Origin of the sequence: Streptomyces longispororuber, assembly GCF_024448165.1 — a bacterium.
Lineage (GTDB): Bacteria > Actinomycetota > Actinomycetes > Streptomycetales > Streptomycetaceae > Streptomyces > Streptomyces longispororuber_A.
In genome coordinates this window covers 1-23,632 of the sequence record NZ_JAMOLN010000129.1, presented here as the reverse complement: position 1 = coordinate 23,632, position 23,632 = coordinate 1, and the positions used below count along the sequence as shown (strand labels likewise).

Below are 23,632 nucleotides of genomic sequence, written 5' to 3'. Positions count from 1 at the left end.
CTACTTGCCCGTCTCCTTGGTGACCAGCGCGATCGCCTCGTCCACGTCGTCCGTGACGTGGAAGAGCAGCAGGTCGGCCTCGCTGGCCTTGCCCTGGGCGATCACCGTGTCCCTGAGCCAGTCGACCAGGCCGCTCCAGTACTGCGTACCGAAGAGGACGATCGGGAAGCGCGTCACCTTCGTGGTCTGGACGAGGGTGAGTGCCTCGAAGAGCTCGTCCAGGGTGCCCAGGCCGCCGGGCAGCACCACGAAGCCCTGCGCGTACTTCACGAACATCGTCTTGCGGACGAAGAAGTAGCGGAAGTTCAGGCCGAGGTCGACGTACTGATTGAGGCCCTGCTCGAAAGGCAGCTCGATGCCGAGGCCGACCGAGATGCCCTTGGCCTCGACCGCGCCCTTGTTGGCCGCCTCCATGGCCCCGGGACCGCCGCCCGTGACGACCGCGAATCCGGCCTCCACCAGTGCCTTGCCGATGGCGACGCCCGCCTCGTACTCCGGGGAGCCCTGCGCGGTGCGCGCGGAGCCGAACACGCTGATCGCGGGCGGCAGCTCGGCGAGCGTGCCGAAGCCCTCGATGAACTCGGACTGGATGCGCAGCACCCGCCACGGGTCGGTGTGCACCCACCCCGAGGGGCCCTCCGAGTCGAGCAGACGCTGATCGCTCGTCCCCGGCCGCACCTGGTCACGCCGGCGGATCACCGGCCCCGTGCGCTGCTCCCTGGGACGTCGCTTGCCCTCCGGGTTGCTCATCGTCTGCTCCCTCCATGCGCAGGTATCACGCGCTTACGTAGAGCAAGGGTAGGTCTACGCGGGTTACATACGCGGGACCCTGACGTATCGGGAAGCCGAGGATCAGGATGCGGTGAGCCAGGCGGCGAGGACCTGCTCCGCCTCCAGGATGAGCTTCGTGTCGACCCGCTCGTCGATCTTGTGGGCGTAGATCGGGTTGCCGGGGCCGTAGTTGACCGCGGGGACGCCGAGGGCGCTGAAGCGGGAGACGTCCGTCCAGCCGAACTTGGGGCGGGGCTCGCCACCCACGGCGGCCAGGAAGGCGGCCGCGGCGGGGTGGGTGAGGCCGGGGCGGGCGCCGCCGGTGTGGTCGTCGACGATGAACTCCTCGACGGGGCAGCCGGCGAAGAAGTCGCGGACGAACTGCTCGGCGTCCGCCATCGACCGGTCGGGCGCGTAGCGGAAGTTGACCGTGACGGCGCACGCGTCGGGGATGACGTTCGTGGCGACGAAGCCCTCGATCCGGACGGCGTTCAGGCCCTCGTGGAACTCCAGGCCGTCGACGACGGGCTTGCGCGGCTCGTAGGCGGCGAGGCGCTCCAGGATCGGGGAGGCCGCGTGGATGGCGTTCTTGCCCATCCACGCGCGCGCGGAGTGGGCCCGCTCGCCCTTGACCTTCAGGATGACGCGCAGCGTGCCCTGGCAGCCGCCCTCGACGAGGCCCTCGGTGCCCTCCAGGAGGATCGCGAAGTCGCCCTCCAGCCAGTCGGGGTGGGCGTCGGACACGTGCCCGAGCCCGTTGAGGTGCGCGGCCACCTCTTCGTTGTCGTAGAAGACGAAGGTGAGGTCGCGGTTGGGCTCGGTGACGGTCTGCGCGATGCGGAGCTGTACGGCGACGCCCGACTTCATGTCGCTGGTCCCGCAGCCCCACAGGGTGCCGTCCTCGTCGAGGCGGGAGGGCACGTTGTCGGCGATCGGGACCGTGTCGATGTGGCCGGCGAGGATGATCCGCTCGGACCGGCCCAGGTTCGTGCGCGCGATCACGTTGTTGCCGTACCGGTCGACCGTGAGGTGCGGCAGGGCGCGCAGCGCCTCCTCGACGGCGTCGGCGAGCTCCTTCTCGCTGCCGCTGGGCGACGGGAAGTCGACCAGCTGGGCGGTGAGGCGGGCGGCGTCCTGCGTGAGGTCAAGCGGCGTGCGGTCCATGCCGCCGATCCTAGACGCCCGGCCCCTGACCGCCCGTTCCGTCCGGTCCCCGGGCTCGGGTCGGGCCCCACAGCCGCCTCCAGTACCTTGGACGCGTGCCTGAGCCCCCCACCCTCGTCCGGCGCGGCCGCCTCCTGCGCATCGGCGCGGCCGCGGTCGTGCTGCTCGCCGTGGCCACGTACGTGGCCGTGCAGTACGCCACCGGGGGCCGTGCCAAGCCGAGATGCGTGGTCGCGTCGGCCAACGGGGACGGGGCGTCCTACGAGTTCACGGCCGAGCAGGCGGTGAACGCGGCGACGATCTCCGCCGTCGGCACCTCCCGCGGCATGCCCGAGCGTGCCGTCACCATCGCGCTCGCGACGGCGCTCCAGGAGTCGGGCCTGCGCAACATCCACCACGGCGACCGGGATTCGCTCGGCCTGTTCCAGCAGCGGCCTTCCGAGGGCTGGGGTTCCGAGCGGCAGATCATGGATCCGGTGTACGCGGCGGAGCGGTTCTACGCGCACCTGGCGAAGATCCCCGGCTACTCGCGGCTGCCGCTGACCGTGGCCGCGCAGCGCGTGCAGCGCAGCGGCTACCCGCAGGCGTACGCGAAGCACGAGCCGGACGCCACGCTGCTCGCCGCCTCGCTGACCGGGCGGGCGGCGGCGTCGCTGACCTGCGACGGCCGGCCGGCCGGCGGGGACGGTACGCGGGCCGGTGATCCCGCACGCGTGAAGTCCGCGCTGGTGCGGGACTTCGGGAAGGATGTGGCGCCGGCGGCGGACCGCGAGCGGCGGTCGGTGCGGATCCCGGTGCCCGCGACCGTGGAGTCGGCGCAGGGCGGGGAGCGGCAGCGCGGCTGGGAGCTGGCGCAGTGGGCCGTGTCCAACGCGTCCGCGCTGCACATCGAACGGGTCTCCTACGCGGGCCGGGAGTGGACCGCCGGGGACACGGGGGATGCGGCGGACGCTTGGCGCAAGGTGTCCGCGAAGGGTCCCTCGGGGGCCGGTCCCGGCGCGTCCGGGTCCGTCGAAGAGGTTCGAATCGTCACTGGGCAGTAGTGCGGCCCGTCACCCGATCGGGGCATGCGGATCATGCCGGGGCGACGGCTGACGTACTCCGCGGGGCCAGGGCCCACAAGGTGCCCAACCCCCTTGTCGGCACAGGGCTGTAAGGGTTTTTCAGTCGCGCGCGAGACATGGCGTTTGCCCGTTTTTATCCACAGCCGATAATGCGACGAATTACCAACCCTTTACGTTGCCGACCCGCAACCTTCCTGGGCCGTGGGGCTGTTGTCACGGCGTCCGACCGCCGCACGGCACGACGCCGAACGGCAGCCGGACAGCCAACGTCCACTCCCGTCTAAGGAGCATCATGTCCCTCCCCCTGACCCGCCGGATCGCCCGTGCCGCGCTGCTGCTCGCGGCGGGAGCGGCGCCCGTGGTCGGTGCGGCCGGCTCCGCGCACGCCGTCGACCTTCCGGCCGCCCCGAACCTGGGCGGGCTGACCGCGCTGGACGGTGCGGGCATGGGTGACACCGTCGACGGTGCGGCGCAGAACGTCAGCGGCCTCGCGGGCGACACCGGCAGCAAGGCCGTCAAGAAGGCGGTGCCCACCGCCGGCAAGGCAGTCGGCAAGGGCGCCAAGACCGCCACGCCCGCCGCGCAGAAAGCCGCGGGCGACCTGGCCGGCAGCGCGGGCGACGTGCTCGGCGAGACGGCCGGAGCGGCGACCAAGGACGGTCTGCCGACGGCCGGCGGTCTGCCGACCGACGCGGTCACCCAGGGCGGCCTGCCGACCGACCAGCTGCCCGTGAAGGGCCTGCCGCTCGGCTGATCCGCCGCCGGAGTGCACGAACGGGGTGCCCGGAGCCATGCGCTCCCGGCACCCCGCTCCCGTGTCCGGGCCGGAGGGTCAGCCCTGGGCCAGCCGGTCCACGGCGGCCTTGACCCGCTCGTCCGACGCCGTCAGCGCCACCCGGACGAACCGCTCGCCCGCCGTGCCGTAGAAGTCGCCGGGGGCCACCAGGATGCCGAGACCCGCGAGGTGGGCGACGGTGTCCCAGCAGGACTCGTCCCGGGTCGCCCACAGGTAGAGGCTGGCCTCGCTGTGCTCGATGCGGAAGCCGTGCTCCAGGAGGGCCGAGCGCAGCAGTTCGCGGCGGGCCGCGTAGCGGGCGCGCTGCTCGTGGACGTGCTGGTCGTCACCGAGGGCCGCGACGACGGCCGCCTGCGTCGGGGCCGACGTCATCATGCCGCCGTGCTTGCGGATCTGGAGCAGGTCGTGCAGGACGGCCGCGTCGCCTGCGACGAACGCGGCGCGGTAGCCCGCCAGGTTCGAGCGCTTGGAGAGCGAGTGGACCGCGACCAGGCCCTCGTACGAGCCGCCGTTCACGTCCGGGTGCAGGACCGAGACCGGGTCGGCCTCCCAGCCCAGCTCCAGGTAGCACTCGTCCGAGAAGACGAGGATGTCGTGCGCGCGGGCCCAGGCGACGATGCGGGTCAGTTCCTGCTTGTCGAGCACGCGGCCGGTCGGATTCGACGGGGAGTTGAGCCAGAGGAGCTTCACGCCCTCGGGGTCGAGCTCGGTAGGGTCGTCGTAGACGACGTACTCGGCGCGGGCGAGGCGGGCGCCCACCTCGTACGTCGGGTACGCCAGGCGCGGGTAGGCGACCTTGTCGCCCGGGCCGAGGCCGAGCTGGGTCGGGAGCCAGGCCACGAGCTCCTTCGAGCCGACGACCGGCAGCACGTTCCCGTGCCCGAAGTCGCGGGCGCCGAGGCGGCGCTCGCACCACGAGACGAGCGCGTCGCGCAGCTCGGGCGTGCCCCACACCGTCGGGTAGCCCGGCGAGTCCGCGGCGTCGATCAGTGCCTTCTGGATCAGCTCGGGCACCGGGTCGACGGGCGTGCCGACGGACAGGTCGACGATGCCGTCCGGGTGCGCCGCGGCCGTCTTCTTGTACGGCTCCAGCTTGTCCCAGGGGAAGGTGGGGAGGCGATCAATAGGGGCGGGGGCTGCGGACACCTGGTCGGCTCACTTCTTTCGCAGGGGTGTGGACAAATGCCTCGGTCCCGTACGGCAGTCGAGGCCGTACGGGACCGGGGCAGCGCCTGTGCGTACCGCTGAACGCTGTTACTGGTTCTGCGGCGGCAGGGCGGCGATGAACGGGTGGTCCTTCTCGATCAGGCCCATCTTCGAGGCACCACCGGGCGAACCGAGCTCGTCGAAGAACTCGACGTTCGCCTTGTAGTAGTCCTTCCACTCCTCAGGAGTGTCGTCCTCGTAGAAGATCGCCTCGACCGGGCAGACCGGCTCACAGGCACCACAGTCGACGCATTCGTCCGGGTGGATGTACAAGGACCGGGAGCCCTCGTAGATGCAGTCGACCGGGCACTCCTCGATGCACGCCTTGTCCTTGACGTCGACACAAGGCTGCGCGATGACGTAGGTCACGCTGTCGTTCCTCCTCGATAGGGCGCTGGCGGGCCTCCGCAGGCTCCGCCGCCTGGCGCGCGGGAGCGCGGCGTCGTCGATGCCCGCCCCTAGTATCTCCGTTCCTGGGCATGATCCGAACAGGAGGGGTGGACCGAGCTGTGGAATTCACCGCGGGCGGACGACTCGAAGTCCGTATCACCGCCGCTGACGTGGGAAAACGCGTCTCTGTGCGACGGGTGAGCGAGGACGGGCCCGCGGGTCGGAAGTTCACCGACACCGTAGGTGTTCTCACATCGTGGGACGAGGGTGTGCTGCTCGTCACACGAAGGACCGGAGAACGGGTCGCGATCGAGGAGACGACGCTGGTCGCCGGAAAGGTCGTGCCGGCCGAACCGGCGCGCCGCCGCGGCCCGTCGGCGACGTACGCGGAACTGGCCCGGGTGTCCTCCCGCGCCTGGCAGCCGGTCGAGAGCGAGCGGCTCGGCGCGTGGGAGCTGCGGGCCGCGCACGGGTTCACCCGGCGGGCCAACTCCGTGCTGCCCGTGGGTGATCCGGGTCTGCCGCTCGACGCCGCGCTGACCCGGGTGCGGGAGTGGTACGCGGAGCGCGGCCTGCCCGCGTACGCGCAGACCGCGACCGGCGCCGAGGGCACGCAGGAGCTGCTGTGCGCCGAACTCGCGGAGCGGGGGTGGGTGCGGGAGGTCAGCGCCGAGCTGCGGATCGCCGCGCTGGCGCCCATCGGGGACCAGGCCGATCCCGGTGCCGAGGTCGTGCTCACGCGGACCCCCGGGGAGGCGTGGCTCGCGCGTTACCAGCGCAAGGGGGCGAGCGAGGTCGCGTTGAAGGTGCTGTGCGCCAGGCCGTCGGTGTGGTTCGCGACCGTGCCGGGCGAGGGCGAGGCGCCCGCCGCGATCGGCCGGTGCGTGGTCGACGGACGGTGGGCCGGGTTCGCGGCCGTCGAGGTCGACCCCGCTCACCGCCGCCGCGGGCTGGCCACGAAGGTCATGACGGCGCTCGCGCGGCAGGCGCTCGACGAGGGCGCGTCGGCGGCCTGGCTCCAGGTCGAGGCGGACAACGAGGGGGCGCGCGTCCTGTACGACCGCATGGGTTTCGCCACACACCACGCCTATCACCACTACCGTGCTCCGGACCGGAGCGCCCGGTGACCCGCTAATCGATCGGCCGGAGAGGGCACGAGGCACGTATGTCCCCCCACTTGTCCCCACGTTCGACGGAGCTTCGGCGCCGGTTCGCCGAGGAGGCGCGGGCCGAGCGGCCCGATCTGGCGCAGCTGTGCCTGCTGCTCGCCGCCCAGGCGGACCCGGCGCTCGACGAGGCCGGGATGGACGCGGTGCACATCGAACTGGACGACCTGGCCGGCCAGTTGCCGTTCCGGCCGGGCGGCCCGCGGTCCTGGGCGACGGCCCTGGCCGAGCTGCTCGGCGCCCGGCTCGGCTTCCACGGCGTGCCCGGCGACTACCAGCGGCTGGAGTCGTCGCTGCTGCACGAGGTGGTGCGGCGCAGGCGCGGGCTGCCCATCCTGCTGTCGGTGGTGTGGATGGAGGTGGCGCGGCGGGCCGGTGCGCCGGTCTACGGGGTGGCGCTGCCCGGCCACTTCGTGGTCGGTTTCGGTCCGCCCCAGGAGCAGGTGCTGGCCGATCCGTTCGACGGCGGGCGGGTGCTGAGCGGGGCCGACACGGAGCTGCTGGTGGCCGGGGCGACCGGGGCCCCGCTGGATCCGTCGATGCTCACGCCGGCCGATCCGCTGGACGTCGTGCTGCGGATCCTCAACAACGTCCGGGCGTGGGCGGCGACCAGGCCCGAGCGGTCGGACGTGTCGTTGTGGGCCGTGGAGCTGTCGCTGCTGCTGCCGTCGCACCCGGCCCGGCTGCGGTACGAGCGGGCACAGCTGCTGGTGCAGCGGGGCGACTTCGTGACCGGCGCCGTGGAGCTGGAGGCGTACGCGGAGGTCGTCTCCGCGGTGGACACGGCCGCGGCGGAGCAGGTGCTGGGGCAGGCCCGGGCGGCCCGCGCGATGCTGAACTGAGCCGTTCGCCGGATCAGAGCCAGCCCTTCTCGCGCGCCCTGCCCACCGCCTCCGCGCGGTTGCGCACCGCCAGTTTCTGGATCGCCACCGACAGATAGTTGCGGACCGTGCCCTGCGACAGGTTGAGGGCCGCGGCCAGTTCCGCGTTGGTGCGGCCGTCCGCCGCCGCGCGCAGCACCTCGCGCTCCCGGTCCGTGAGCGGGTTGGCGCCGTCCGCGAGGGCCGCCGCGGCGAGCGTGGGGTCGATGACGCGCTCCCCCGCCAGGACCGTGCGCACGGCCTCGGCGAGCCGGGCCGCCGGGGCGTCCTTGACCAGGAACGCATGCGCGCCCGCCTCCATGGCGCTGCGCAGATAGCCGGGCCGGCCGAAGGTGGTCAGCACGATCACCTTCAACTCCGGGAGTTCGGAGCGGAGTTCCGCCGCCGCCTCGATGCCGGTGCAGCCCGGCATCTCGATGTCGAGGAGCGCCACGTCCACGGCGTGCGCGCGGGCCGCCGCCAGGACCTCGTCCCCGCGGGCCACCTGCGCGACGACCTCGATGTCCGGCTCCAGGCCGAGCAGCGCGGCGAGGGCCTCGCGCACCATCGACTGGTCCTCGGCCAGCAACACCTTGATCGGGCTCATGCGGCGGATCCTACGAGCCCGCCGGCACCCGGGCCACCAGCTGGAAGCCCCGCCCCCGCGCCGCACCGGTCTCCAGGGTGCCGCCGGCCAGGGCGAGCCGTTCGGCGAGGCCGGTGAGCCCGTTGCCCGGGTGGGTCCCGGACGGGCCCCGGCCGTCGTCCTCGACGGTCAGCTCGACGACCGGGCCCGCGAGGGTCTCGCGGCGGGTGACGTCGACCGCGCAGCGCCGCGCCCCGCTGTGCCGGACGACGTTGGTGACGGCTTCGCGCAGCGTCCAGGCGAGGGTCGCGTCCTGCGTCTCGGGCAGACCGGGCGGCGCCGCCACCGGCACCGTCGCCTCGATGCCCGCCGCCGTCAGCGCGGCCTTGGCGCCCGCGAGTTCGGCGCTGAGGCGGGGCCGCCGGTAGCCGGTGACGGCCTCACGGACGTCGACCAGGGCCTGCCGGCTGACCTTCTCGATGTCGGCGACCTGGTCGGCGGCCTTGTCGGGGTGGTCGGGCAGCATCCGGCCGGCGAGTTCGCTCTTGAGCGTGATGAGCGAGAGGGAGTGGCCGAGGAGGTCGTGCAGGTCGCGGGCGAGGCGCAGCCGCTCCTCGTTCGCGGCGAGCTGGGCGACCTGGGCCCGGGCCTCCCGCAGCTCCTGCGTGGTGCGCACCAGTTCCCGTACGCCGATCATCGAGAAGCCGCCGAGCAGCGAGGGCACGACGAGCCAGTACTCGGGGTCGGTGTCGAGCAGCAGTCCGACGACGACCATGAGGACCGTCGTCGCGAGGACCGCCCACCGGGACCGGCGCAGCGGCAGGACGGCCCCGCAGGCCACGGAGACGTACACGAACAGGACCAGCCAGTCGGGCCCGAGCGCGAGGGAGAGGACGACGGCGAACACCGGCAGCGCGAGGAGACAGCCGTGGGCCAGCCGCCGGCCGAGGGGACGGCCCGTCCGGCGCATCACGAGGCCCATGTAGGCGGCGACGAACACCGCGAGGCCGAGGGCGCCGAGGCTCGTGCCCAGCGGGCCGTGGTCGCCCTGCAGCAGGTCGGCGACCGGGCTGCCGAGGAACGCCAGCCACATGCCGATCCAGAGCAGCTTCACGAAGAACTCGCGGCGGCTCTCCGGCGGTTGGCCGATCCGCGCGATGCGGCCGACGTCCGGGTCGGGGCCCAGGTCCGTGGTGCTCACGCCTTCAACGTGTCCTTCCGGTACAGCCACGCCGCGCCGCCCGCGAAGAGCAGGAAGTAGACGACGATCAGCGCGACGTCGCGGGTGTGCGGGGCGTCGCCCAGTTCGATGGCCTGGCCGAGGGCGGCGTACGCGTGCGTGGGCAGCCACGTGGCGATGTCCTGGAGCCACTGCGGGAACGTCGTGGTGGGCATCCACAGGCCGCCCAGGATCGACAGGCCGAAGTAGACGATCATCGTGATCGGGCGGACGGCGTCGCCGGACGCGACGTAGCCGATGGCGACGCCGAGCGCCGCGAAGCAGAGGCTGCCGGCCCAGATCGCGCCGGTCAGGGCGAGCCACTGCCAGCCGTCGAACCGCACGTCCTTGAAGGAGGCGGCCACCACGAAGACGATCACGATGGACGGGAGCGAGACGACGGCGGCGCTCGCGGTCTTCGCGAGGACGTAGCCGCGGCCGGGCAGCGTCGTCAGCCGCAGCTGCCGGACCCAGCCGCTCTCCCGCTCCTTGGCGATGCGTTCGCTGTTGCCCATGAGGACGGCGGTGAGCGCGCCGAAGGAGGCCATGGAGACCATCATGAACGCGGGCAGGTTCAGGCCCGTGCCGTCGACGATCGTGGAGCTGTCGGCGCTGCCCGCGATCAGCAGGAAGAGGACCGACGGGTAGATCACGGAGAAGAACAGGAACTTCTTGTTGCGCAGGGCGCGGGTGATCTCCAGCTTGATCAGGCTGTTCATCGGGACTTGGCCTCCTCGGCAGCGGTGATCGCCACGAACGCCTGCTCCAGGCCGAGTCCGGCGACTTCGAGGTTGCGGGGGTAGACGCCGAGTCCGTACAGCGCGTGCACGGTCGCGTCGGCGTCGGTGGACTGGATGCGGACGGTCTGGCCGCTGATGTCGATGCCGGTCAGGAACGGCAGGGCCCGGACGGCCGCGGTGTCGATGGGGCCCTCCAGGTCGAAGGAGACCTTGCGGGCGCCGGCCTTCGCCTTGATCTCGGCGGCGGTGCCGTCGGCGAGGAGACGGCCGCGGTGCAGCACCAGGACGCGGTCGGCGATCGCGTCGGCCTCTTCCAGGTAGTGCGTGGCGAACAGGACGGTGCGCCCCTGGTCGGCCTGCTCGCGCATGGTCGCCCAGAACGCCTGGCGCGCGGAGACGTCCATGCCGGTCGTCGGCTCGTCGAGGACGATCAGGTCGCTGTCCCCGGCGGTGGCGAGGGCGAAGCGGACGCGCTGCTCCTGGCCGCCGGAGAGCTTGTTGACCCTGCGGTCGGCGATCTGGGTGATGCCCGCGCGGGTCAGCACGTCGTCGGCCTTGTACGGCTTGGGGTGCAGGGCGACGGCGAGCTGGACGAGCTCGCGCACGGTCACCTCGTCCATCAGGCCGCCGCTCTGCAGCATGGCGCCGACCCGGCCCTGCACGATCGCGTCGCGCGGGCCGGCGCCGAAGACGCGGACGTCGCCGGTGTCGGCGGGGCGCAGGCCGAGCAGGAGGTCGAGGGTGGTGGACTTCCCGGCGCCGTTCGGGCCGAGCAGGGCGACGGTCTCCCCCGGATGCAGTTCCAGGCTGAGACCGTCGACCGCCTTGACGGTGCCGTAGCTCTTCGTCACCCCGGTGAAGGTGACCGCCGCGTTGGTGTTCATGCCGTCATCGTCGCCGCTGGGCGAGCCCCGGCGGCAGTGTCGCGCGTCGCGCGTCCCGCATGACATCTGTCATGCGGGACGCGGACGGCGGCGGCTAGCTCGGGTTGGTGTCGATCTCCACGATGCGCTCGGCGGGGGTCTTGCCCAGCAGGGCCTTACCCATCGCCTGTGCCACGTCCGTGGGCTGGACCGGGGTCTTCTTCCCGTTGCCCCGGGTGATCAGGACGCCGTCGAAGGTGCTGCCGTACAGCTCCTTGAGCGCCGCCCGGTCGTAGGTCTCGACGAGCTTGCCGTCGATCGCCTTCATGCCGAGGATCTTCGGCAGCGACTTGTCCGGGCCGAACTGGATCTGGGCGCTGCCCGCCTTGACCGTGATCAGGCCGGACATGGCGGGCTCGGCGAACTGCTTCATCTTCCGGTCGACCTCGGCGTCCGCGATCGTCGGCTTGCGCGTCGTCGTGGCGACCTGGACCGGCGCGGAGGTGCCGGTCTCGACCTGCTTCTGGTACGCCTCCTCGACGGCACCGGACGACCGGTCGACGTCGATGCCCTTGCCGGTCTTGCCGTAGACGGCGACGGCCTTGCCGGGGACGAACCTGATCGTGCCGTCGCCGGACGCGGCGGCGCCGCCCGCGGCCTGTTCGAGGGCCGCGTGCAGCTTCTCCTCGTCGACCGGCATGACGGGCTCGACGACCCGCTCGTTGCCGAACAGCGAGCCGATCACGGAGACCGGGTTGTAGTCGCTGCCCGCGGCGGCCGAGACGGTGGCGGCGCTGTCCAGGGAGAGGCCGGACTGCTCCGGCTTCAGCTTGACGGTCTTGCCGTCGACCTGGAGCTCCAGCGCCTGCTCGGTGCGCTTGCCGAGGGCGCTCTCCAGCTTGCTGGCCGCCTCGTCGCGGGTGCCGCCGCCGATGTCGACGCCGAGGACGGTGGTGCCCTTGGGGACGTCGGAGTGGTTCATCAACAGGCCCGCGCCGTACGCGACTCCGGCCACGCCGACGACGCCCGCGCCGAGCAGGACCAGCTTGCTGCGGCCCTTTTTCTTCTTCGCGGGCGCCGGGGCGCTCTGCACCGGGTCCGGCAGCTTCGGCGGGGTGTGCGGGGCGGGGGCCTCGCCCTGGCCGACCGGCGGGAACGGCGAGCCGGGGCCCGGGCCCTGGCCGGCCTGCGGGACGACGGGGATGCCGCTGGTGAGCGTGTCACCCGAGACGTTGCCGCCCGGGGCGCCCGGTTCCGGGGCCGGCTTCTGCGGCGTCAGGATCGCGGTGTCGTCGCTCATCCGGGGCGGGACCTGGCCGCCGCCCGCGGGCGTGATGAGCGGGTTGGGCGCGACCGGCGGCACCATCGGGCCGTCACCGGTGGCGGGACCGCCGGTCGGGCCGGTGGGGCCCGCGGGTCCGCGCCCGGGAGCGCCCGGCTCCTGGTTGCCGGAGAAGTACGGGAGGTCACCGCGCTGCGGGTCGCCCGGCGCCGGGGCGCCGGCGCCGAGCGGGCCGGCCGCCAGCGCGCCGGTCACGTCGAATCCGCCGGAGCTGCCGCCGCCGGCCGGTCCGGGCGCCGGAGCGGCGCCACCGGGACCGGAGGCCGCGGCCCCCGCCCCGTTCGCCGCGGCTCCGCCGCGCGGCGCGGCGGCGGCCTTGCGGGGCGCGAACCAGTCGCTGGTCTTCTCCTGCGCGGGCGCCTTGGGCTCGGCGGGCTCGGCCGGGGCCGCGGCGGGCGCGGCCTCCGTCGTGGCGCCGGCGTAGGAGGCGAGCGCGGAGGGGCGGCCGGACGCGGTGGACGTGTCGGACTCGGGGCCCGGCGCGGCCTGCGGCTCGGCACCGGTACCGGCACCCGTGCCGGGCTTGCCGTCGACGTCGCTCATCGGCGTACGCATCACGACCGGCGGGATCGGACGCGAGCCGGGGATGTTGATCCGGATCCGCGTCGTCAGCGTCGTCTCGGTCTTGGGGGCGTCCGTGGCGCCCTGGTCGCCCGTGGGCACCTGGCCCACGGGGTCGGCGTCACCGGACGTGGCGCCCTGCGCGGACGTTCCGTACGGAGGCGTCCCCGACGGGTAGGCGGCAGCGCCGCGCCCCTGGGGCCCGGAGGACGAACTGTCAGTTTCACGACTCAAAGCAGGTTCTCCCGGTTGGCTCCGCCGCCCGTCTCGACCTCGCGCGGGCTGCTCGGCGGCGCGCACCACCATACTGGCCGCCGCGGGAAGTCACTGTGTGACGGATGGTGAATCCCTCGCGGGGATCACGGCAGTGCCCGTCAAAGTGTCACGTCACTTCCCAAGTCGGGCGGCGGACGCGGGTGGTTGCCGTGTCAGGCCGAGGGTGGCACAGATCACAGCCACGGCCATCCCTCCGAGGAGGAACAGGTAGGAGCCGAGTCCCGCGCCGAACAGGAAGTCACCCTCGGGACGGCTCGCGGTGAGCAGGATGACCGCGACGAGCCAGCCCGCCGCGGGTGCCACCGCCCCGGATCTGCCGCCGGTCAGCCGGGCGCCGCCGTGGAACAGCCCGGCCGCGCCGAGCAGTGCGAGCAGCAACCCGCCCGGGAACCAGCCCCCTTGGGCCAGTGCGCCCGCCGCGCCGACCAGCGCGCCGAGCACGAAGAGGACGAGCAGCGCGGCGATCCGGCCCGCGGTGAGCGCGCCGAAACTGAACGGCAGATCGACCTGCTGGGGCGCCGTGCCCTTGCCGGCGGACGCTGCGGCCCGCCCGTTCTTCCCGCCGCTCATCGGCCCGTCACTCCCTGGTCGTCGTTCGTCCCGTCGCCGCCGTCGCCGCCCTCGATGCCGTCGAACAGGTCCTTCTCGTACGCCGATCCGGGCTCGCCCCGCACCAACTCGTAGTACTCGACGTCGAACAGCGGCTGGGCGAGCCCGTTCGACAGTGCGAAGACCGCGAGGTCGCCGGGTCCGGCCGGGACGTCGACCTGGGTGGCGTGTGCGCGCATCGCGGCCGCCTTCCGTTCGGCGTACGGCCGGCCGTCGATCTCGGCGGTGATCCGCTCGTCGGCCACGACGCCCGGGACGTCGGACACGACGGCGGCGACGTCGAAGGGCGTGGCGTCGAGCTTCTCCGCGAGCTGCCGGAACCGTTCTTCGACGAGCGTGCGGGGCACTCGGTTCCAGTAGATCTTGGCGATCGTGTGCGGATCGCCGAGATCGCGCCGGAAGGCCGGTTCGGCGGCCAGGTCGGCGGCGCGCATGGCGACGCGGTGGGCCTGGATGTGGTCGGGGTGGCCGTAGCCGCCGTCCGGGTCGTACGTGACGAGGACCTGCGGGCGGATCTCGCGGATCACGGCGACGAGGTGGGCGGCGGCTTCGTCCAGGTCGGCCGACCAGAAGGCGCCGGGCCTGTGGTTCTGCTCGACGCCCATCATCCCGGAGTCGCGGTAGCGGCCGGGGCCGCCGAGGAAGCGGTGGTCGTCGACGCCGAGTTCCTTCATGGCGGCGGCCAACTCACCGATACGGTGCGGTCCGAGAAGGTTCTCCCGGTCCGGCGCGAGATGGGCGAGTTCGTCCGGAATGACCTCACCCTCTTCGCCGAGGGTGCAGGTCACGAGCGTGACGTGGGCGCCGTCGGCGGCGTACTTGGCCATGGTGGCGCCGTTGTTGATCGACTCGTCGTCGGGGTGCGCGTGCACGAGGAGCAGACGCCGACCGGGCAGTTCCGTCATGGGCCCCAGCCTAGAGCGCCGGGCGCGCCGGGTCAGAACTTGATGCCGCCGACCATGTCCGCGAGGTTCGTGGTCAGGTCGGAGATGGTGGGGGCGATGGAGGAGCTCGCCAGGTAGAAGCCGAGGAGCACACAGACGACGGCGTGCCCGGCTTTCAGCCCCGACTTCTTGATCAGGATGAAGACGATGATCGCGAACAGCACCACGGCCGAGATCGAGAGTGCCACAGCGGTCCCTCCTCCAAAGTGATCCGGTCGCCGACGGATTCCTACCCACACAGCGCTACGAATCATAACTATCCGCAGCGATGCATGACGCGCCGCGAGGGAGCACCGGGGGCGGCGAGGAGCGCGCGGGGGCGCATGGCGCCCCGGCCGTGCGGCCAGGGGCGCCCGTGCCTCAGCCCCGCCGCCCGGCCCCGGTCAGCGCCCCGACGAGAGCGGCCGCCGCGGCCGGCCACGCGGGGTCCACCCCGGCGCACGCGAGCAGAACCACGGTGATCGTCACGGTGATCACGACCACCTGCCACTCCCGCGCGCCGTGTGCCCACGGCCCGGAGGGGGAATCCACACACCGAGATACGGTCATCACGTATCACCTTCCAGTTCTTCTGGTGGGTCGGTCCTCGGCGCGGTGATGGTTGGGAAGCCCTCCGCGCCGGGGACCGTTCTGTTGTCGGCCTGCTGCCGGGGTTGTACCCAGCGGGCGCTCCGCACCATAACTATCCGTCGGCACGCATGAGTCGGAGCCCGGGAGCACGAGGGGCGCAGGGCGACCTAGGCTTCGGGGATGACCACCGAGAGCGGAACAGACACCGGGCCCGACGCCGTGACCGAGTCGTACTCCTTTCCTCGTCAGCACGCGCGTACGCAGCGCTTCACGCTGGGCGCGCCGCGGGCGTTCACGATCGCGCCGGACGGTGAGCGCGTCGCCTTCCTGCGGTCGTCGTCCGGCACCGACCGGGCGAACGCGCTGTGGGTGCTCGACGTGACGAGCGGTCAGGAGCGGCTCGCCGCCGACCCCGCCGCGCTGCTCGGCGGCGCGACGGAGGACCTGTCGGCGCAGGAGCGGGCCCGGCGCGAGCGCAGCCGGGAGGGCGGCGCGGGCGTCGTGGGCTACGCGACGGACGCCGCCGTGGAGCTGGCCGCGTTCGCGCTGTCGGGGCGGCTGTTCACGGCGGAGCTGCGGGCCGGCACGGCACGTGAACTCCCGGCCGCCGGGCCGGTCCTCGACCCGCGCCCCTCACCCGACGGCCGGCACGTCGCGTACGTCGCGCAGGGTGCGCTGCGGGTGGTCGGCGCGGAGGGCGCGGACGACCGGGCGCTGGCCGAGCCGGAGTCACCGACGGTGACGTACGGCCTCGCGGAGTTCATCGCGGCCGAGGAGATGTCCCGCTACCGCGGCTTCTGGTGGTCGCCCGACTCCGACCGGCTGCTCGTGGCCCGCGCCGACGACGCGGACGTACGGCGCTGGTGGATCGCCGACCCGGCGCACCCGGACCGCGAGCCGGCCCGCAACGCCTATCCGGCGGCCGGTACGCCCAACGCCGAGGTGCGGCTGTTCGCGTACGGCCTGGACGGCTCGCGCACCGAGATCAACTGGAACCGGACCGCCTACCCCTACCTGGCCCGCGTGCACTGGTCCGCGGACGGCGCCCCGCTGATCCTCGTGCAGGCCCGCGACCAGCTCAGCGCGCTGTACCTGGCGGTGGACCCGGAGGACGGCTCGACCCGGATGGTGCACGCCGACGAGGACGACCAGTGGCTGGAGCTGTTCCCCGGGACGCCGTCCTGGTCGCCGAGCGGACAGCTGGTGCGGATCGCCGACGAGGGCGGGGCGCGGGTCCTCGCCGTCGGTGAACGGCCGCTGACCGGACCGCAGTTGCACGTCCGCGCGGTCCTCGACGTCGGCGAGGGAGACGTGCTGGTCTCGGCATCGGCCGGCGCCGACGCCGAGGCCCCGGAGACCGGCGAGGTGCACGTCTACCGCGTCAACGAACTGGGCGTGCAGCGCGTCTCCACCGAGCCCGGTGTGCACTCCGCGGTCCGCTCGGGCGGCGTCACCGTCCTCGTCTCGGCGACCCTGGACTCCCCCGGCTCCCGGGTCCGCGTGGAGCGCGACGGCAAGCACGTCGCCGAGGTCGCCTCGCACGCCGAGCGCCCGCTGATCGCGCCCCGGGTCACGCTCACGGAGGCGGCGGGCATCCCGTGCGCCGTCCTGCTGCCGTCCTCGTACGCGGAGGGGGACGGGCCGCTGCCGGTGCTGCTCGACCCGTACGGCGGGCCGCACGGGCAGCGCGTGATGGCCGCCCACAACCCGTACCTGACCTCGCAGTGGTTCGCCGACCAGGGCTTCGCCGTGATCGTCGCGGACGGCCGGGGCACCCCGGGCATCTCGCCCGGCCGCGAGAAGTCGATCCGCGGCGACTTCACGCTGACGCTCGACGACCAGGTCACCGCCCTGCACGCGCTCGCCGAACGGTTCCCGCTCGACCTCGCCAAGGTCGCGATGCGCGGCTGGAGCTACGGCGGCTACCTCTCGGCGCTCGCCGTGCTGCGCCGGCCCGACGTCTTCCACGCGGGGATCGCGGGGGCGCCGGTCACGGACTGGCGGCTCTACGACACCCACTACACGGAGCGGTACCTGGGCGACCCCGGCACCTCCCCGGCGACGTACGCGAAGAGTTCACTGGTCACCGACGACGGCCTCGCCGAGGCCGCCGACACCCACCGGCCGATGCTCATCGTCCACGGTCTCGCCGACGACAACGTGGTCGTCGCGCACGCCCTCAGGCTGTCGTCGGCGCTCCTCGCCGACGGCCGTCCGCACGAGGTGCTGCCGCTGTCGGGGGTCACGCACATGACGCCCCAGGAGCAGGTCGCGGAGAACCTGCTGCTGCTCCAAGTGGACTTCCTGAAGCGGTCGTTGGGGCTGTAGACGCGTCCGGGAAAGCGACCGGGGCCGGAGCGACATGGCGCGCTCCGACCCCGGTCCACGGCACCCGCACGGCCGTACGCTGTTCACTGTGGCCCGTTCGTATATCGGTGCCGGGTCGCGCGAGTTGCCTGCATGTAAAGGCGTGCGCGGCCCCTATTCCGATGGCACGACCTGCTTCTCCTCGGCGAAGTGGCAGGCCGACGGGTGCTGGGTCGGGCCCTCGCCGATCCGGAAGACCGCGGGGACGGCCAGCTCCGGCACCTCCTCCTCGCAGCGCTTCTGCGCCTTCCAGCAGCGGGTGCGGAAGCGGCAGCCGGACGGCGGGTTCGCGGGCGAGGGGACGTCACCGGAGAGGATGATGCGCTCCCGGTGCTCGCGCGCGTCCGGGTCCGGCACCGGGACGGCGGACAGCAGCGCCTGCGTGTAGGGGTGCGTCGGGTGGTCGTAGATCTCGGCGTCGGAGCCGATCTCGACGATGCGCCCCAGGTACATGACGCCGACCCGGTCGGAGATGTGCCGCACGATCGACAGGTCGTGGGCGATGAACACGTAGGACAGGTCGAACTCGTCCTGGAGGCGCTCCAGCAGGTTCACCACCTGCGCCTGCACCGACACGTCGAGCGCGGAGACCGGCTCGTCGGCGACGATGATCTCGGGGCGCAGCGCGAGGCCGCGGGCGATGCCGATGCGCTGGCGCTGGCCGCCGGAGAACTGGTGCGGATAGCGGTTGATGTACTCGGGGTTGAGGCCGACCACGTCCAGCAGGTCCTGGACCTTCTTGCGGCGGTCGCCCTTCGGCGCGACCTCGGGGTGGATCTCGTACGGCTCCCCGATGATGTCGCCCACCGTCATGCGGGGGTTGAGGGACGTGTACGGGTCCTGGAACACCATCTGGATGTTGCGGCGCACGGCCTTGAGGGCGCGGCCGGACAGCTGGGTGATGTCCTCGCCCTTGTACTTGATCTGGCCGGCCGTGGGGCGCTCCAGGTTCACCAGCATCTTGGCGACGGTCGACTTGCCGCAGCCGGACTCCCCCACGATGCCGAGCGTCTCGCCCTGGCCGAGGTCGAAGTCCACGCCGTCGACGGCCTTGACCGCGCCGACCTGCTTCCTGATGAGGATGCCCTGGGTGAGGGGGTAGTGCTTGACCAGCCCCCGTACCTCCAGGAGCGGTTCGTGGCCGGAGGCGGAGCCGTTCTTCGCGTACGACGACTCGGCCTGCGCCTTGTGCAGGAGGTGCTCGGCGATCTCGCCCTCGCGCTTCAGATCGTCCTTGCTGACGTGCTCACCGTGTGGAGGCATCGAGCGTCTCCTTCCAGAAGTGGCAAGCGCTGCGACGCGTCGGTGAGACCTCGGCGAGCGGCGGGACGTCGGTCCGGCAGACGTCCTGGGCCATCGGGCAGCGCGGGTTGAAGGCGCAGCCGGGCGGGATGTTCATGAGGTTGGGCGGCAGGCCCTTGATGGCGAAGAGCTCCTGGCCCTTCTGGTCGAGGCGCGGGATCGATTCGAGCAGGCCCTTGGTGTACGGGTGGGCGGGCGCCTTGTAGATCTCGTGCACGGGGGCCTGCTCGACGATGCGGCCCGCGTACATGACGGCGATCTTGTCGGCGACGTCCGCGACGACACCCAGGTCGTGGGTGATGAGGATCAGGCCCATGTTGAGCTCGCGCTGCAGCTCCGCGAGCAGGTCCATGACCTGGGCCTGGACCGTGACGTCCAGGGCGGTGGTCGGCTCGTCCGCGATGATGAGGTTGGGTTCGAGGGCGAGCGCCATCGCGATCATGATGCGCTGGCGCATGCCGCCGGAGAACTGGTGCGGGTACTGGCCGACGCGCTCCTTCGCGGCCGGGATCCTGACCCGGTCCATCAGCTCGACGGCCTTCGCCTTGCCGTCCTTGCGCGACATGCCCTTGTGGACGACGAAGAGCTCACCGATCTGCTCGCCGACCGAGAGCACGGGGTTGAGGGAGGACAGCGCGTCCTGGAAGATCATCGCCATCTCGGCGCCGCGGACCTTCCTGCGCTCCTCCTCCTTCAGCTTGAGCAGGTCCCGGCCCTTGAAGAGGATCTCGCCGCCGGCGATCTTCCCGGGCGGGACGTCGAGGATGCCCATGATGGCCTGGGCGGTGACCGACTTGCCTGAGCCGGACTCACCGAGCACGGCGAGCGTCTCCCCCTCGTCGACGGTGTAGTTCACCCCGTTCACTGCCTTGGCGACGCCTTCCCGGGTGCGGAACTCGACGTGCAGATCGCGTACTTCGAGCAACGGCATGGGCGCTACCTCAGCTTCGGGTCGAGGGCGTCGCGCACCGCGTCGCCGAGCATGATGAACGCGAGCACGGTGAGGGCGAGCGCGCCGGCCGGCCAGAGCAGCATGTGCGGGGCGTTGCGGATGTACGCGGACGCCGCCGAGATGTCGATGCCCCAGCTGACGGCCGGCGGCTTCAGACCGACGCCGAGGTACGAGAGCGTCGCCTCCAGGGCGATGTACGTACCGAGGGCGATGGTCGCGACGACGATGACCGGCGCGATCGCGTTCGGCGTGATGTGGCGCAGCAGCATCCGGGAGTTGGAGGCACCGAGCGCACGGGCCGCCTGCACGTAGTCGTTCTGTTTGGCGGTGATGACCGAGCCGCGGGCGATCCGGGAGATCTGCGGCCAGCCGAGCAGCACCATGAAGCCGATGACCGGCCAGACGGTGTTGCTGGTGACGACCGACAGGAGCACCAGGCCGCCGAGGACGACGGGGATCGCGAAGAAGATGTCGGTGATCCGGGAGAGGACCGCGTCCCAGGCGCCGCCGAAGAACCCTGCGAGCCCGCCGAGCACGGAGCCGAGGATGGCCACGCCCACGGTGGCGCAGACGCCGACGGTGATGGAGTTGCGGGCGCCGTACACGGTGCGGGTGTAGACGTCGCAGCCCTGGCCGTCGAAGCCGAAGGGGTGGCCGGGCTGGGAGCCCTGCTGGGCCTTCGACAGGTCGCAGGAGAGCGGGTTGCCGGAGGCGATCAGCTGCGGCCAGATCGAGATGACCGCCAGGAACAGGATGATCAGGCCCGAGATGATGAAGATCGGGTTGCGGCGCAGATCGCGCCAGGCGTCCGACCACAGGCTGCGCGGCTTGCCGGCGGGGCCGCCAGCGGAGCCGCCAGGCGCACCGGCCACGGTCGCGCCCTCGCTCGTGGCGAGGTCCATGGCGCCGCCCATGCCGGTCGCCGCGATGGCCCCGTCCTCCGGTGCCCGCCCGCCGCCGGACCAGGACGAGGGCTCTGGCGCTTGAGGTTCAGGCATAGCGGATCCTCGGGTCGAGTACGGCGTACAGGAGGTCGACGATCAGGTTCACCGCGAGGAACACCAGCACGAGGATCGTCACGAAGCCGACCACGGTCTGGGTGTTCTGGCGGAGGATGCCCTGGTAGAGCTGGTAGCCGACGCCGTGGATGTTGAAGATGCGCTCGGTCACGATCGCGCCGCCCATCAGGGCGCCGACGTCGGCGCCGATGAAGGTGACCACCGGGATGAGCGAGTTGCGCAGCAGGTGCCGGGTGATGACCCGGCGCCGCGGCAGGCCCTTGGCGATGGCGGTGCGGACGTAGTCGGCGCGCCGGTTCTCCGCGATCGAGGTGCGGGTCAGCCGGGTCACGTACGCGAGGGAGACCGAGGCGAGGACGAGGCCCGGCACGATCAGTTCGCTGAACGGCGCCTCGGTGGACACCGCCGGATTGATCCAGCCCCACTCGACGCCGAGCAGCAGCTGCAGCACGAGACCGGTGACGAACGTCGGGATGGAGATGACGACCAGGGTCAGCAGCAGCACCGTCGTGTCGATGGGCCGGCCGCGGCGCAGCCCGGTGATGACGCCGAGCGAGATGCCGACGACGATCTCGAAGAGGATCGCCACGATGGTGAGGCGGATGGTGACCGGGAACGCGGTCGACATCAGCTCGGTGACCTTCTGGCCGTTGAACGCGGTGCCGAAGTCCCCGGTGAAGACGTTCCCCATGTACGTCAGGTATTGCTGCCACACCGGCTTGTCGAGGCCGAACTCGCTCTTGAGCTGGGCCTCCGTGGCAGGGTCGCAGGCCCTGTCGCCGCAGAGGCCGGCGATGGGATCGCCCATCACGTTGACCATGAGGAAGATCAGCAGCGTCGCGCCGATGAAGACCGGGATCATCTGCAGCAGGCGCCGGATCACATAACGTCCCATGAGGACTCCGGTTCCGGTTCAGCGAGCGGTGAGAGCGGCAGCCGGGCCGGCAGGGCGCGCGGACTGCCGCTCTCCTGACGTCAGTTGACCTTGATCTCGTTGTAGACCGGGACGCTGAACGGGTTCAGCGCGACGTTCGAGACCTTGTCGGAGTAGCCGGCGCTGCCGTTCTGGTACCAGAGCGGGATGGCCGCCATGTTGTCCCGGACGACCTCCTGGGCCTGCTGGAACGTCTTCACGGCGGTGGCCGTGTCGGCCTCGGCGTTGGCCTTGTCGACCAGGGAGTCGAACTCCTTGTTGGACCAGTGGCCGTCGTTGGACGAGGCGTTGGTGTAGTACAGCGGCTGCAGGAAGTTCTGGATGAGCGGGTAGTCCATCTGCCAGCCGGCGCGGAACGGGCCCGTCATCTTCTTGTCGGTGATCTTGTTGCGGAAGTCGGCGAAGGTGCCGGTGGGGCTGCCGACGCAGGCCTTGTCGTTGCCGAGCGCGTTGTTGATGGAGTTGCAGACGGCGTCGACCCACTCCTTGTGGCTTCCAGTGTCGGCGTTGTAGCCGATCGTCACCTGGCCGCCGGGCAGTCCGCCGCCCTCCGCGACCAGCTTCTTGGCCTCGGTCGGGTTGTAGTCGCAGAACTCGCCGCACAGGCCCGACTTGTAGCCGCCCTCCTCGCCGAGGACCGGGGAGGTCCAGTCGGTGGCGGGGGTACGGGTCTTGGCGAAGATCGTCTCGGTGATCTGCTTGCGGTTGATCGCCATGGACAGGCCCTTGCGGACCTTGTCGCTGTCCGCCTTGTTCCAGTCGGAGTCGTAGAACGGGAAGGCGAGGGTCTGGATGATGCCGGCCGGGGTGTTGATGTACCGGCCGTCGAGGTCGTTCTGGACGTTCTTGAGCTGGGCGGCGGGCACGTCGTCGACGAGGTCGAGGTTGCCCGCGGTCAGGTCGGTGTAGGCGGTGTTGTTGTCGGTGTAGACCTTGAGGTCGACGCCGCCGTTCTCCGCCTTGTCGTCGCCCGGGTAGTCGTCCCACTTGCGCAGGGACATCTGGGAACCCTTTTGGTACGAGTCCACGGTGTACGGGCCGTTGCCGATCGGCTTGCTCACCCAGGCGTCGTGGTCGTCGAAGAACGCCTTGGGCAGCGGCGCGAAGGCCGCGTAGCCGAGGGTGTCGGGCCAGGTGGAGAACTTCTGGTTGAGCTTGACCGTGAAGGTGTTGTCCCCGGTGACCTTGAGTCCCGAGAGGGTGTCGGCGCTCTGGCTGCCGGAGTCCGGGTGCACCTTGTCGTAGCCGTCGATGTACCCGAAGAAGTAGGCGTTCTTCTGGTTGTTCTTCAGGCTCGCGCCGTAGTTCCAGGCGTCCACGAAGGACTTCGCGGTGACCTTCTCGCCGTTGGAGAACGTCCAGCCGTCCTTGACCGTGATCGTGTAGTTCATCTGGTCGGAGGTCTCGATCTTCTCCGCCAGCATGTCCTCGGCGGCGCCCGTCTTCGGGTTGTACCGCTTCAGGCCCCGGAAGATCATGTCGAGGACCTTGCCGCCCTGCACCTCGTTGGTGTTGGCCGGTTCGAGGGGGTTCTGCGGGTCGCCCCACGAGGAGCGCACCACTCCGGAACCGTCACCACCACCGCCACCACCGCTGTCGCTGCCGCCTCCACAGGCCGTCGCCGTCAGGGCTACGGCTGCCGCGGCCGCGGCCCATTTGACGTGCGTGGCTCCACGCATGGAGTGCCTCCTCATACCGACTCGTACCGATCACGTGACACGTACGCCTTAATATCGGCCCAACACGGGCATATCGCACTCCGGGATCGGCCTTACGGGAAACGCCTCGCGGCGGGGGCGGGCCGTGCGGGACGATCGGCCGATGGTCGACCACGCCTTCGCCGACGCCCGGCTCGCCCGCCTCTACGACACGCTCAATCCGTGGGCGGCCTGCGACGACTTCTATCTGGACCTGGTGCGGGGCGCCGGGTC

At 71.6% G+C, this 23,632-nt stretch carries 23 protein-coding genes; 5 read left to right on the top strand and 18 right to left on the bottom strand.

Annotated features, from left to right (window positions below; translation table 11 throughout):
• Both M4J07_RS30530 and dapE read right to left on the bottom strand, forming a co-directional pair.
• Positions 1-750 (bottom strand): LOG family protein, encoded by a 750-nt coding sequence (locus M4J07_RS30530; RefSeq protein ID WP_255976968.1) that lies wholly within the window; start codon positions 748-750, stop codon positions 1-3.
• A gap of 102 nt (positions 751-852) precedes the next feature.
• Complete coding sequence (gene dapE, locus M4J07_RS30525) at positions 853-1,935, bottom strand: succinyl-diaminopimelate desuccinylase (protein WP_255976966.1); 1,083 nt, start codon at positions 1,933-1,935, stop codon at positions 853-855.
• Between the two features lie 95 nt (positions 1,936-2,030).
• Here dapE and M4J07_RS30520 point away from each other — a divergent pair, with 95 nt between their 5' ends.
• Together M4J07_RS30520 and M4J07_RS30515 are read left to right on the top strand one after the other, a co-directional pair.
• Complete coding sequence (locus M4J07_RS30520) at positions 2,031-2,978, top strand: heavy metal transporter (RefSeq protein WP_255976964.1); 948 nt, start codon at positions 2,031-2,033, stop codon at positions 2,976-2,978.
• 313 nt (positions 2,979-3,291) lie between these two features.
• Positions 3,292-3,753 (top strand): ATP-binding protein, encoded by a 462-nt coding sequence (locus tag M4J07_RS30515; RefSeq protein ID WP_255976962.1) that lies wholly within the window; start codon positions 3,292-3,294, stop codon positions 3,751-3,753.
• A 78-nt stretch (positions 3,754-3,831) separates the two neighbouring features.
• On the opposite strand, the gene M4J07_RS30510 is transcribed toward M4J07_RS30515, so the two are convergent.
• On the bottom strand, positions 3,832-4,941 hold the full coding sequence (locus M4J07_RS30510) for a bifunctional succinyldiaminopimelate transaminase/glutamate-prephenate aminotransferase (protein WP_308284786.1): 1,110 nt from the start codon (positions 4,939-4,941) through the stop codon (positions 3,832-3,834).
• A 108-nt stretch (positions 4,942-5,049) separates the two neighbouring features.
• On the bottom strand, positions 5,050-5,370 hold the full coding sequence (gene fdxA, locus M4J07_RS30505) for a ferredoxin (RefSeq protein ID WP_111666449.1): 321 nt from the start codon (positions 5,368-5,370) through the stop codon (positions 5,050-5,052).
• A gap of 140 nt (positions 5,371-5,510) precedes the next feature.
• On the opposite strand from fdxA, the gene M4J07_RS30500 reads away from it, so the two are divergent.
• Positions 5,511-6,518, top strand: a complete 1,008-nt coding sequence (locus tag M4J07_RS30500) for a GNAT family N-acetyltransferase (protein WP_255976956.1) — start codon at positions 5,511-5,513, stop codon at positions 6,516-6,518.
• 38 nt (positions 6,519-6,556) lie between these two features.
• Positions 6,557-7,399, top strand: a complete 843-nt coding sequence (locus M4J07_RS30495; RefSeq protein ID WP_255976954.1) for a transglutaminase-like domain-containing protein — start codon at positions 6,557-6,559, stop codon at positions 7,397-7,399.
• A 13-nt stretch (positions 7,400-7,412) separates the two neighbouring features.
• Here the strand turns inward: M4J07_RS30495 and M4J07_RS30490 are convergent, their stop codons facing one another.
• The 9 genes from M4J07_RS30490 to M4J07_RS30450 form a co-directional block, all read right to left on the bottom strand.
• Positions 7,413-8,024: a response regulator transcription factor gene (locus M4J07_RS30490; protein ID WP_255976952.1), complete on the bottom strand. Its 612-nt coding sequence runs from the start codon at positions 8,022-8,024 to the stop codon at positions 7,413-7,415.
• Positions 8,025-8,034: 10 nt separating this feature from the next.
• Positions 8,035-9,096, bottom strand: coding sequence for a sensor histidine kinase (locus M4J07_RS30485; protein WP_255976978.1), 1,062 nt, complete (start codon positions 9,094-9,096; stop codon positions 8,035-8,037).
• 104 nt (positions 9,097-9,200) lie between these two features.
• On the bottom strand, positions 9,201-9,941 hold the full coding sequence (locus M4J07_RS30480) for an ABC transporter permease (protein WP_255976950.1): 741 nt from the start codon (positions 9,939-9,941) through the stop codon (positions 9,201-9,203).
• Positions 9,938-10,846 (bottom strand): ABC transporter ATP-binding protein, encoded by a 909-nt coding sequence (locus M4J07_RS30475; RefSeq protein WP_255976948.1) that lies wholly within the window; start codon positions 10,844-10,846, stop codon positions 9,938-9,940. The genes M4J07_RS30480 and M4J07_RS30475 overlap by 4 nt, the downstream gene beginning before the upstream one ends.
• A gap of 94 nt (positions 10,847-10,940) precedes the next feature.
• Positions 10,941-12,962 carry a hypothetical protein gene (locus tag M4J07_RS30470; RefSeq protein ID WP_255976946.1) on the bottom strand — a complete coding sequence of 674 codons (2,022 nt, stop codon included), beginning with the start codon at positions 12,960-12,962 and terminating at the stop codon, positions 10,941-10,943.
• A gap of 153 nt (positions 12,963-13,115) precedes the next feature.
• Positions 13,116-13,574: a DUF6113 family protein gene (locus M4J07_RS30465; RefSeq protein WP_255976944.1), complete on the bottom strand. Its 459-nt coding sequence runs from the start codon at positions 13,572-13,574 to the stop codon at positions 13,116-13,118.
• Positions 13,571-14,518 (bottom strand): N-acetyl-1-D-myo-inositol-2-amino-2-deoxy-alpha-D-glucopyranoside deacetylase, encoded by a 948-nt coding sequence (gene mshB, locus M4J07_RS30460; RefSeq protein WP_255976942.1) that lies wholly within the window; start codon positions 14,516-14,518, stop codon positions 13,571-13,573. The genes M4J07_RS30465 and mshB overlap by 4 nt, the downstream gene beginning before the upstream one ends.
• Before the next feature lie 32 nt (positions 14,519-14,550).
• Positions 14,551-14,745: a hypothetical protein gene (locus M4J07_RS30455; protein WP_255976940.1), complete on the bottom strand. Its 195-nt coding sequence runs from the start codon at positions 14,743-14,745 to the stop codon at positions 14,551-14,553.
• A 172-nt stretch (positions 14,746-14,917) separates the two neighbouring features.
• Positions 14,918-15,106, bottom strand: a complete 189-nt coding sequence (locus M4J07_RS30450; RefSeq protein WP_255976938.1) for a hypothetical protein — start codon at positions 15,104-15,106, stop codon at positions 14,918-14,920.
• Positions 15,107-15,307: 201 nt separating this feature from the next.
• Here M4J07_RS30450 and M4J07_RS30445 point away from each other — a divergent pair, with 201 nt between their 5' ends.
• On the top strand, positions 15,308-17,455 hold the full coding sequence (locus M4J07_RS30445) for a S9 family peptidase (RefSeq protein ID WP_255976936.1): 2,148 nt from the start codon (positions 15,308-15,310) through the stop codon (positions 17,453-17,455).
• A 153-nt stretch (positions 17,456-17,608) separates the two neighbouring features.
• On the opposite strand, the gene M4J07_RS30440 is transcribed toward M4J07_RS30445, so the two are convergent.
• The 5 genes from M4J07_RS30440 to M4J07_RS30420 all read right to left on the bottom strand — a co-directional run bounded on the left by M4J07_RS30440 (position 17,609) and on the right by M4J07_RS30420 (position 23,380).
• On the bottom strand, positions 17,609-18,757 hold the full coding sequence (locus M4J07_RS30440) for an ABC transporter ATP-binding protein (RefSeq protein ID WP_255976934.1): 1,149 nt from the start codon (positions 18,755-18,757) through the stop codon (positions 17,609-17,611).
• Positions 18,741-19,727 (bottom strand): ABC transporter ATP-binding protein, encoded by a 987-nt coding sequence (locus M4J07_RS30435; protein WP_255976932.1) that lies wholly within the window; start codon positions 19,725-19,727, stop codon positions 18,741-18,743. Before M4J07_RS30435 ends, M4J07_RS30440 begins: the two co-directional genes overlap by 17 nt.
• 5 nt (positions 19,728-19,732) lie before the next feature.
• Positions 19,733-20,746 carry an ABC transporter permease gene (locus M4J07_RS30430; protein WP_255976931.1) on the bottom strand — a complete coding sequence of 338 codons (1,014 nt, stop codon included), beginning with the start codon at positions 20,744-20,746 and terminating at the stop codon, positions 19,733-19,735.
• A complete protein-coding gene (locus tag M4J07_RS30425) occupies positions 20,739-21,662 on the bottom strand; it encodes an ABC transporter permease (protein WP_255976929.1) in 924 nt (307 codons plus the stop codon). The genes M4J07_RS30430 and M4J07_RS30425 overlap by 8 nt, the downstream gene beginning before the upstream one ends.
• 80 nt (positions 21,663-21,742) lie before the next feature.
• On the bottom strand, positions 21,743-23,380 hold the full coding sequence (locus M4J07_RS30420) for a peptide ABC transporter substrate-binding protein (RefSeq protein ID WP_255976927.1): 1,638 nt from the start codon (positions 23,378-23,380) through the stop codon (positions 21,743-21,745).
• Positions 23,381-23,632 lie beyond the last annotated feature (252 nt).

Bases quoted from the DNA above. Each gene is read 5' to 3' on its own strand.
- M4J07_RS30530 (WP_255976968.1), bottom strand. From the start codon at position 750: ATGAGCAACCCGGAGGGCAAGCGACGTCCCAGGGAGCAGCGCACGGGG.
- dapE (WP_255976966.1), bottom strand. From the start codon at position 1,935: ATGGACCGCACGCCGCTTGACCTCACGCAGGACGCCGCCCGCCTCACC.
- M4J07_RS30515 (WP_255976962.1), top strand. From the start codon at position 3,292: ATGTCCCTCCCCCTGACCCGCCGGATCGCCCGTGCCGCGCTGCTGCTC.
- M4J07_RS30495 (WP_255976954.1), top strand. From the start codon at position 6,557: ATGTCCCCCCACTTGTCCCCACGTTCGACGGAGCTTCGGCGCCGGTTC.
- M4J07_RS30490 (WP_255976952.1), bottom strand. From the start codon at position 8,024: ATGAGCCCGATCAAGGTGTTGCTGGCCGAGGACCAGTCGATGGTGCGC.
- M4J07_RS30485 (WP_255976978.1), bottom strand. From the start codon at position 9,096: ATGTGGCTGGCGTTCCTCGGCAGCCCGGTCGCCGACCTGCTGCAGGGC.
- M4J07_RS30480 (WP_255976950.1), bottom strand. From the start codon at position 9,941: ATGAACAGCCTGATCAAGCTGGAGATCACCCGCGCCCTGCGCAACAAG.
- M4J07_RS30475 (WP_255976948.1), bottom strand. From the start codon at position 10,846: ATGAACACCAACGCGGCGGTCACCTTCACCGGGGTGACGAAGAGCTAC.
- M4J07_RS30465 (WP_255976944.1), bottom strand. From the start codon at position 13,574: ATGAGCGGCGGGAAGAACGGGCGGGCCGCAGCGTCCGCCGGCAAGGGC.
- mshB (WP_255976942.1), bottom strand. From the start codon at position 14,518: ATGACGGAACTGCCCGGTCGGCGTCTGCTCCTCGTGCACGCGCACCCC.
- M4J07_RS30450 (WP_255976938.1), bottom strand. From the start codon at position 15,106: ATGACCGTATCTCGGTGTGTGGATTCCCCCTCCGGGCCGTGGGCACAC.
- M4J07_RS30445 (WP_255976936.1), top strand. From the start codon at position 15,308: ATGACCACCGAGAGCGGAACAGACACCGGGCCCGACGCCGTGACCGAG.
- M4J07_RS30440 (WP_255976934.1), bottom strand. From the start codon at position 18,757: ATGCCTCCACACGGTGAGCACGTCAGCAAGGACGATCTGAAGCGCGAG.
- M4J07_RS30435 (WP_255976932.1), bottom strand. From the start codon at position 19,727: ATGCCGTTGCTCGAAGTACGCGATCTGCACGTCGAGTTCCGCACCCGG.
- M4J07_RS30430 (WP_255976931.1), bottom strand. From the start codon at position 20,746: ATGCCTGAACCTCAAGCGCCAGAGCCCTCGTCCTGGTCCGGCGGCGGG.
- M4J07_RS30425 (WP_255976929.1), bottom strand. From the start codon at position 21,662: ATGGGACGTTATGTGATCCGGCGCCTGCTGCAGATGATCCCGGTCTTC.
- M4J07_RS30420 (WP_255976927.1), bottom strand. From the start codon at position 23,380: ATGCGTGGAGCCACGCACGTCAAATGGGCCGCGGCCGCGGCAGCCGTA.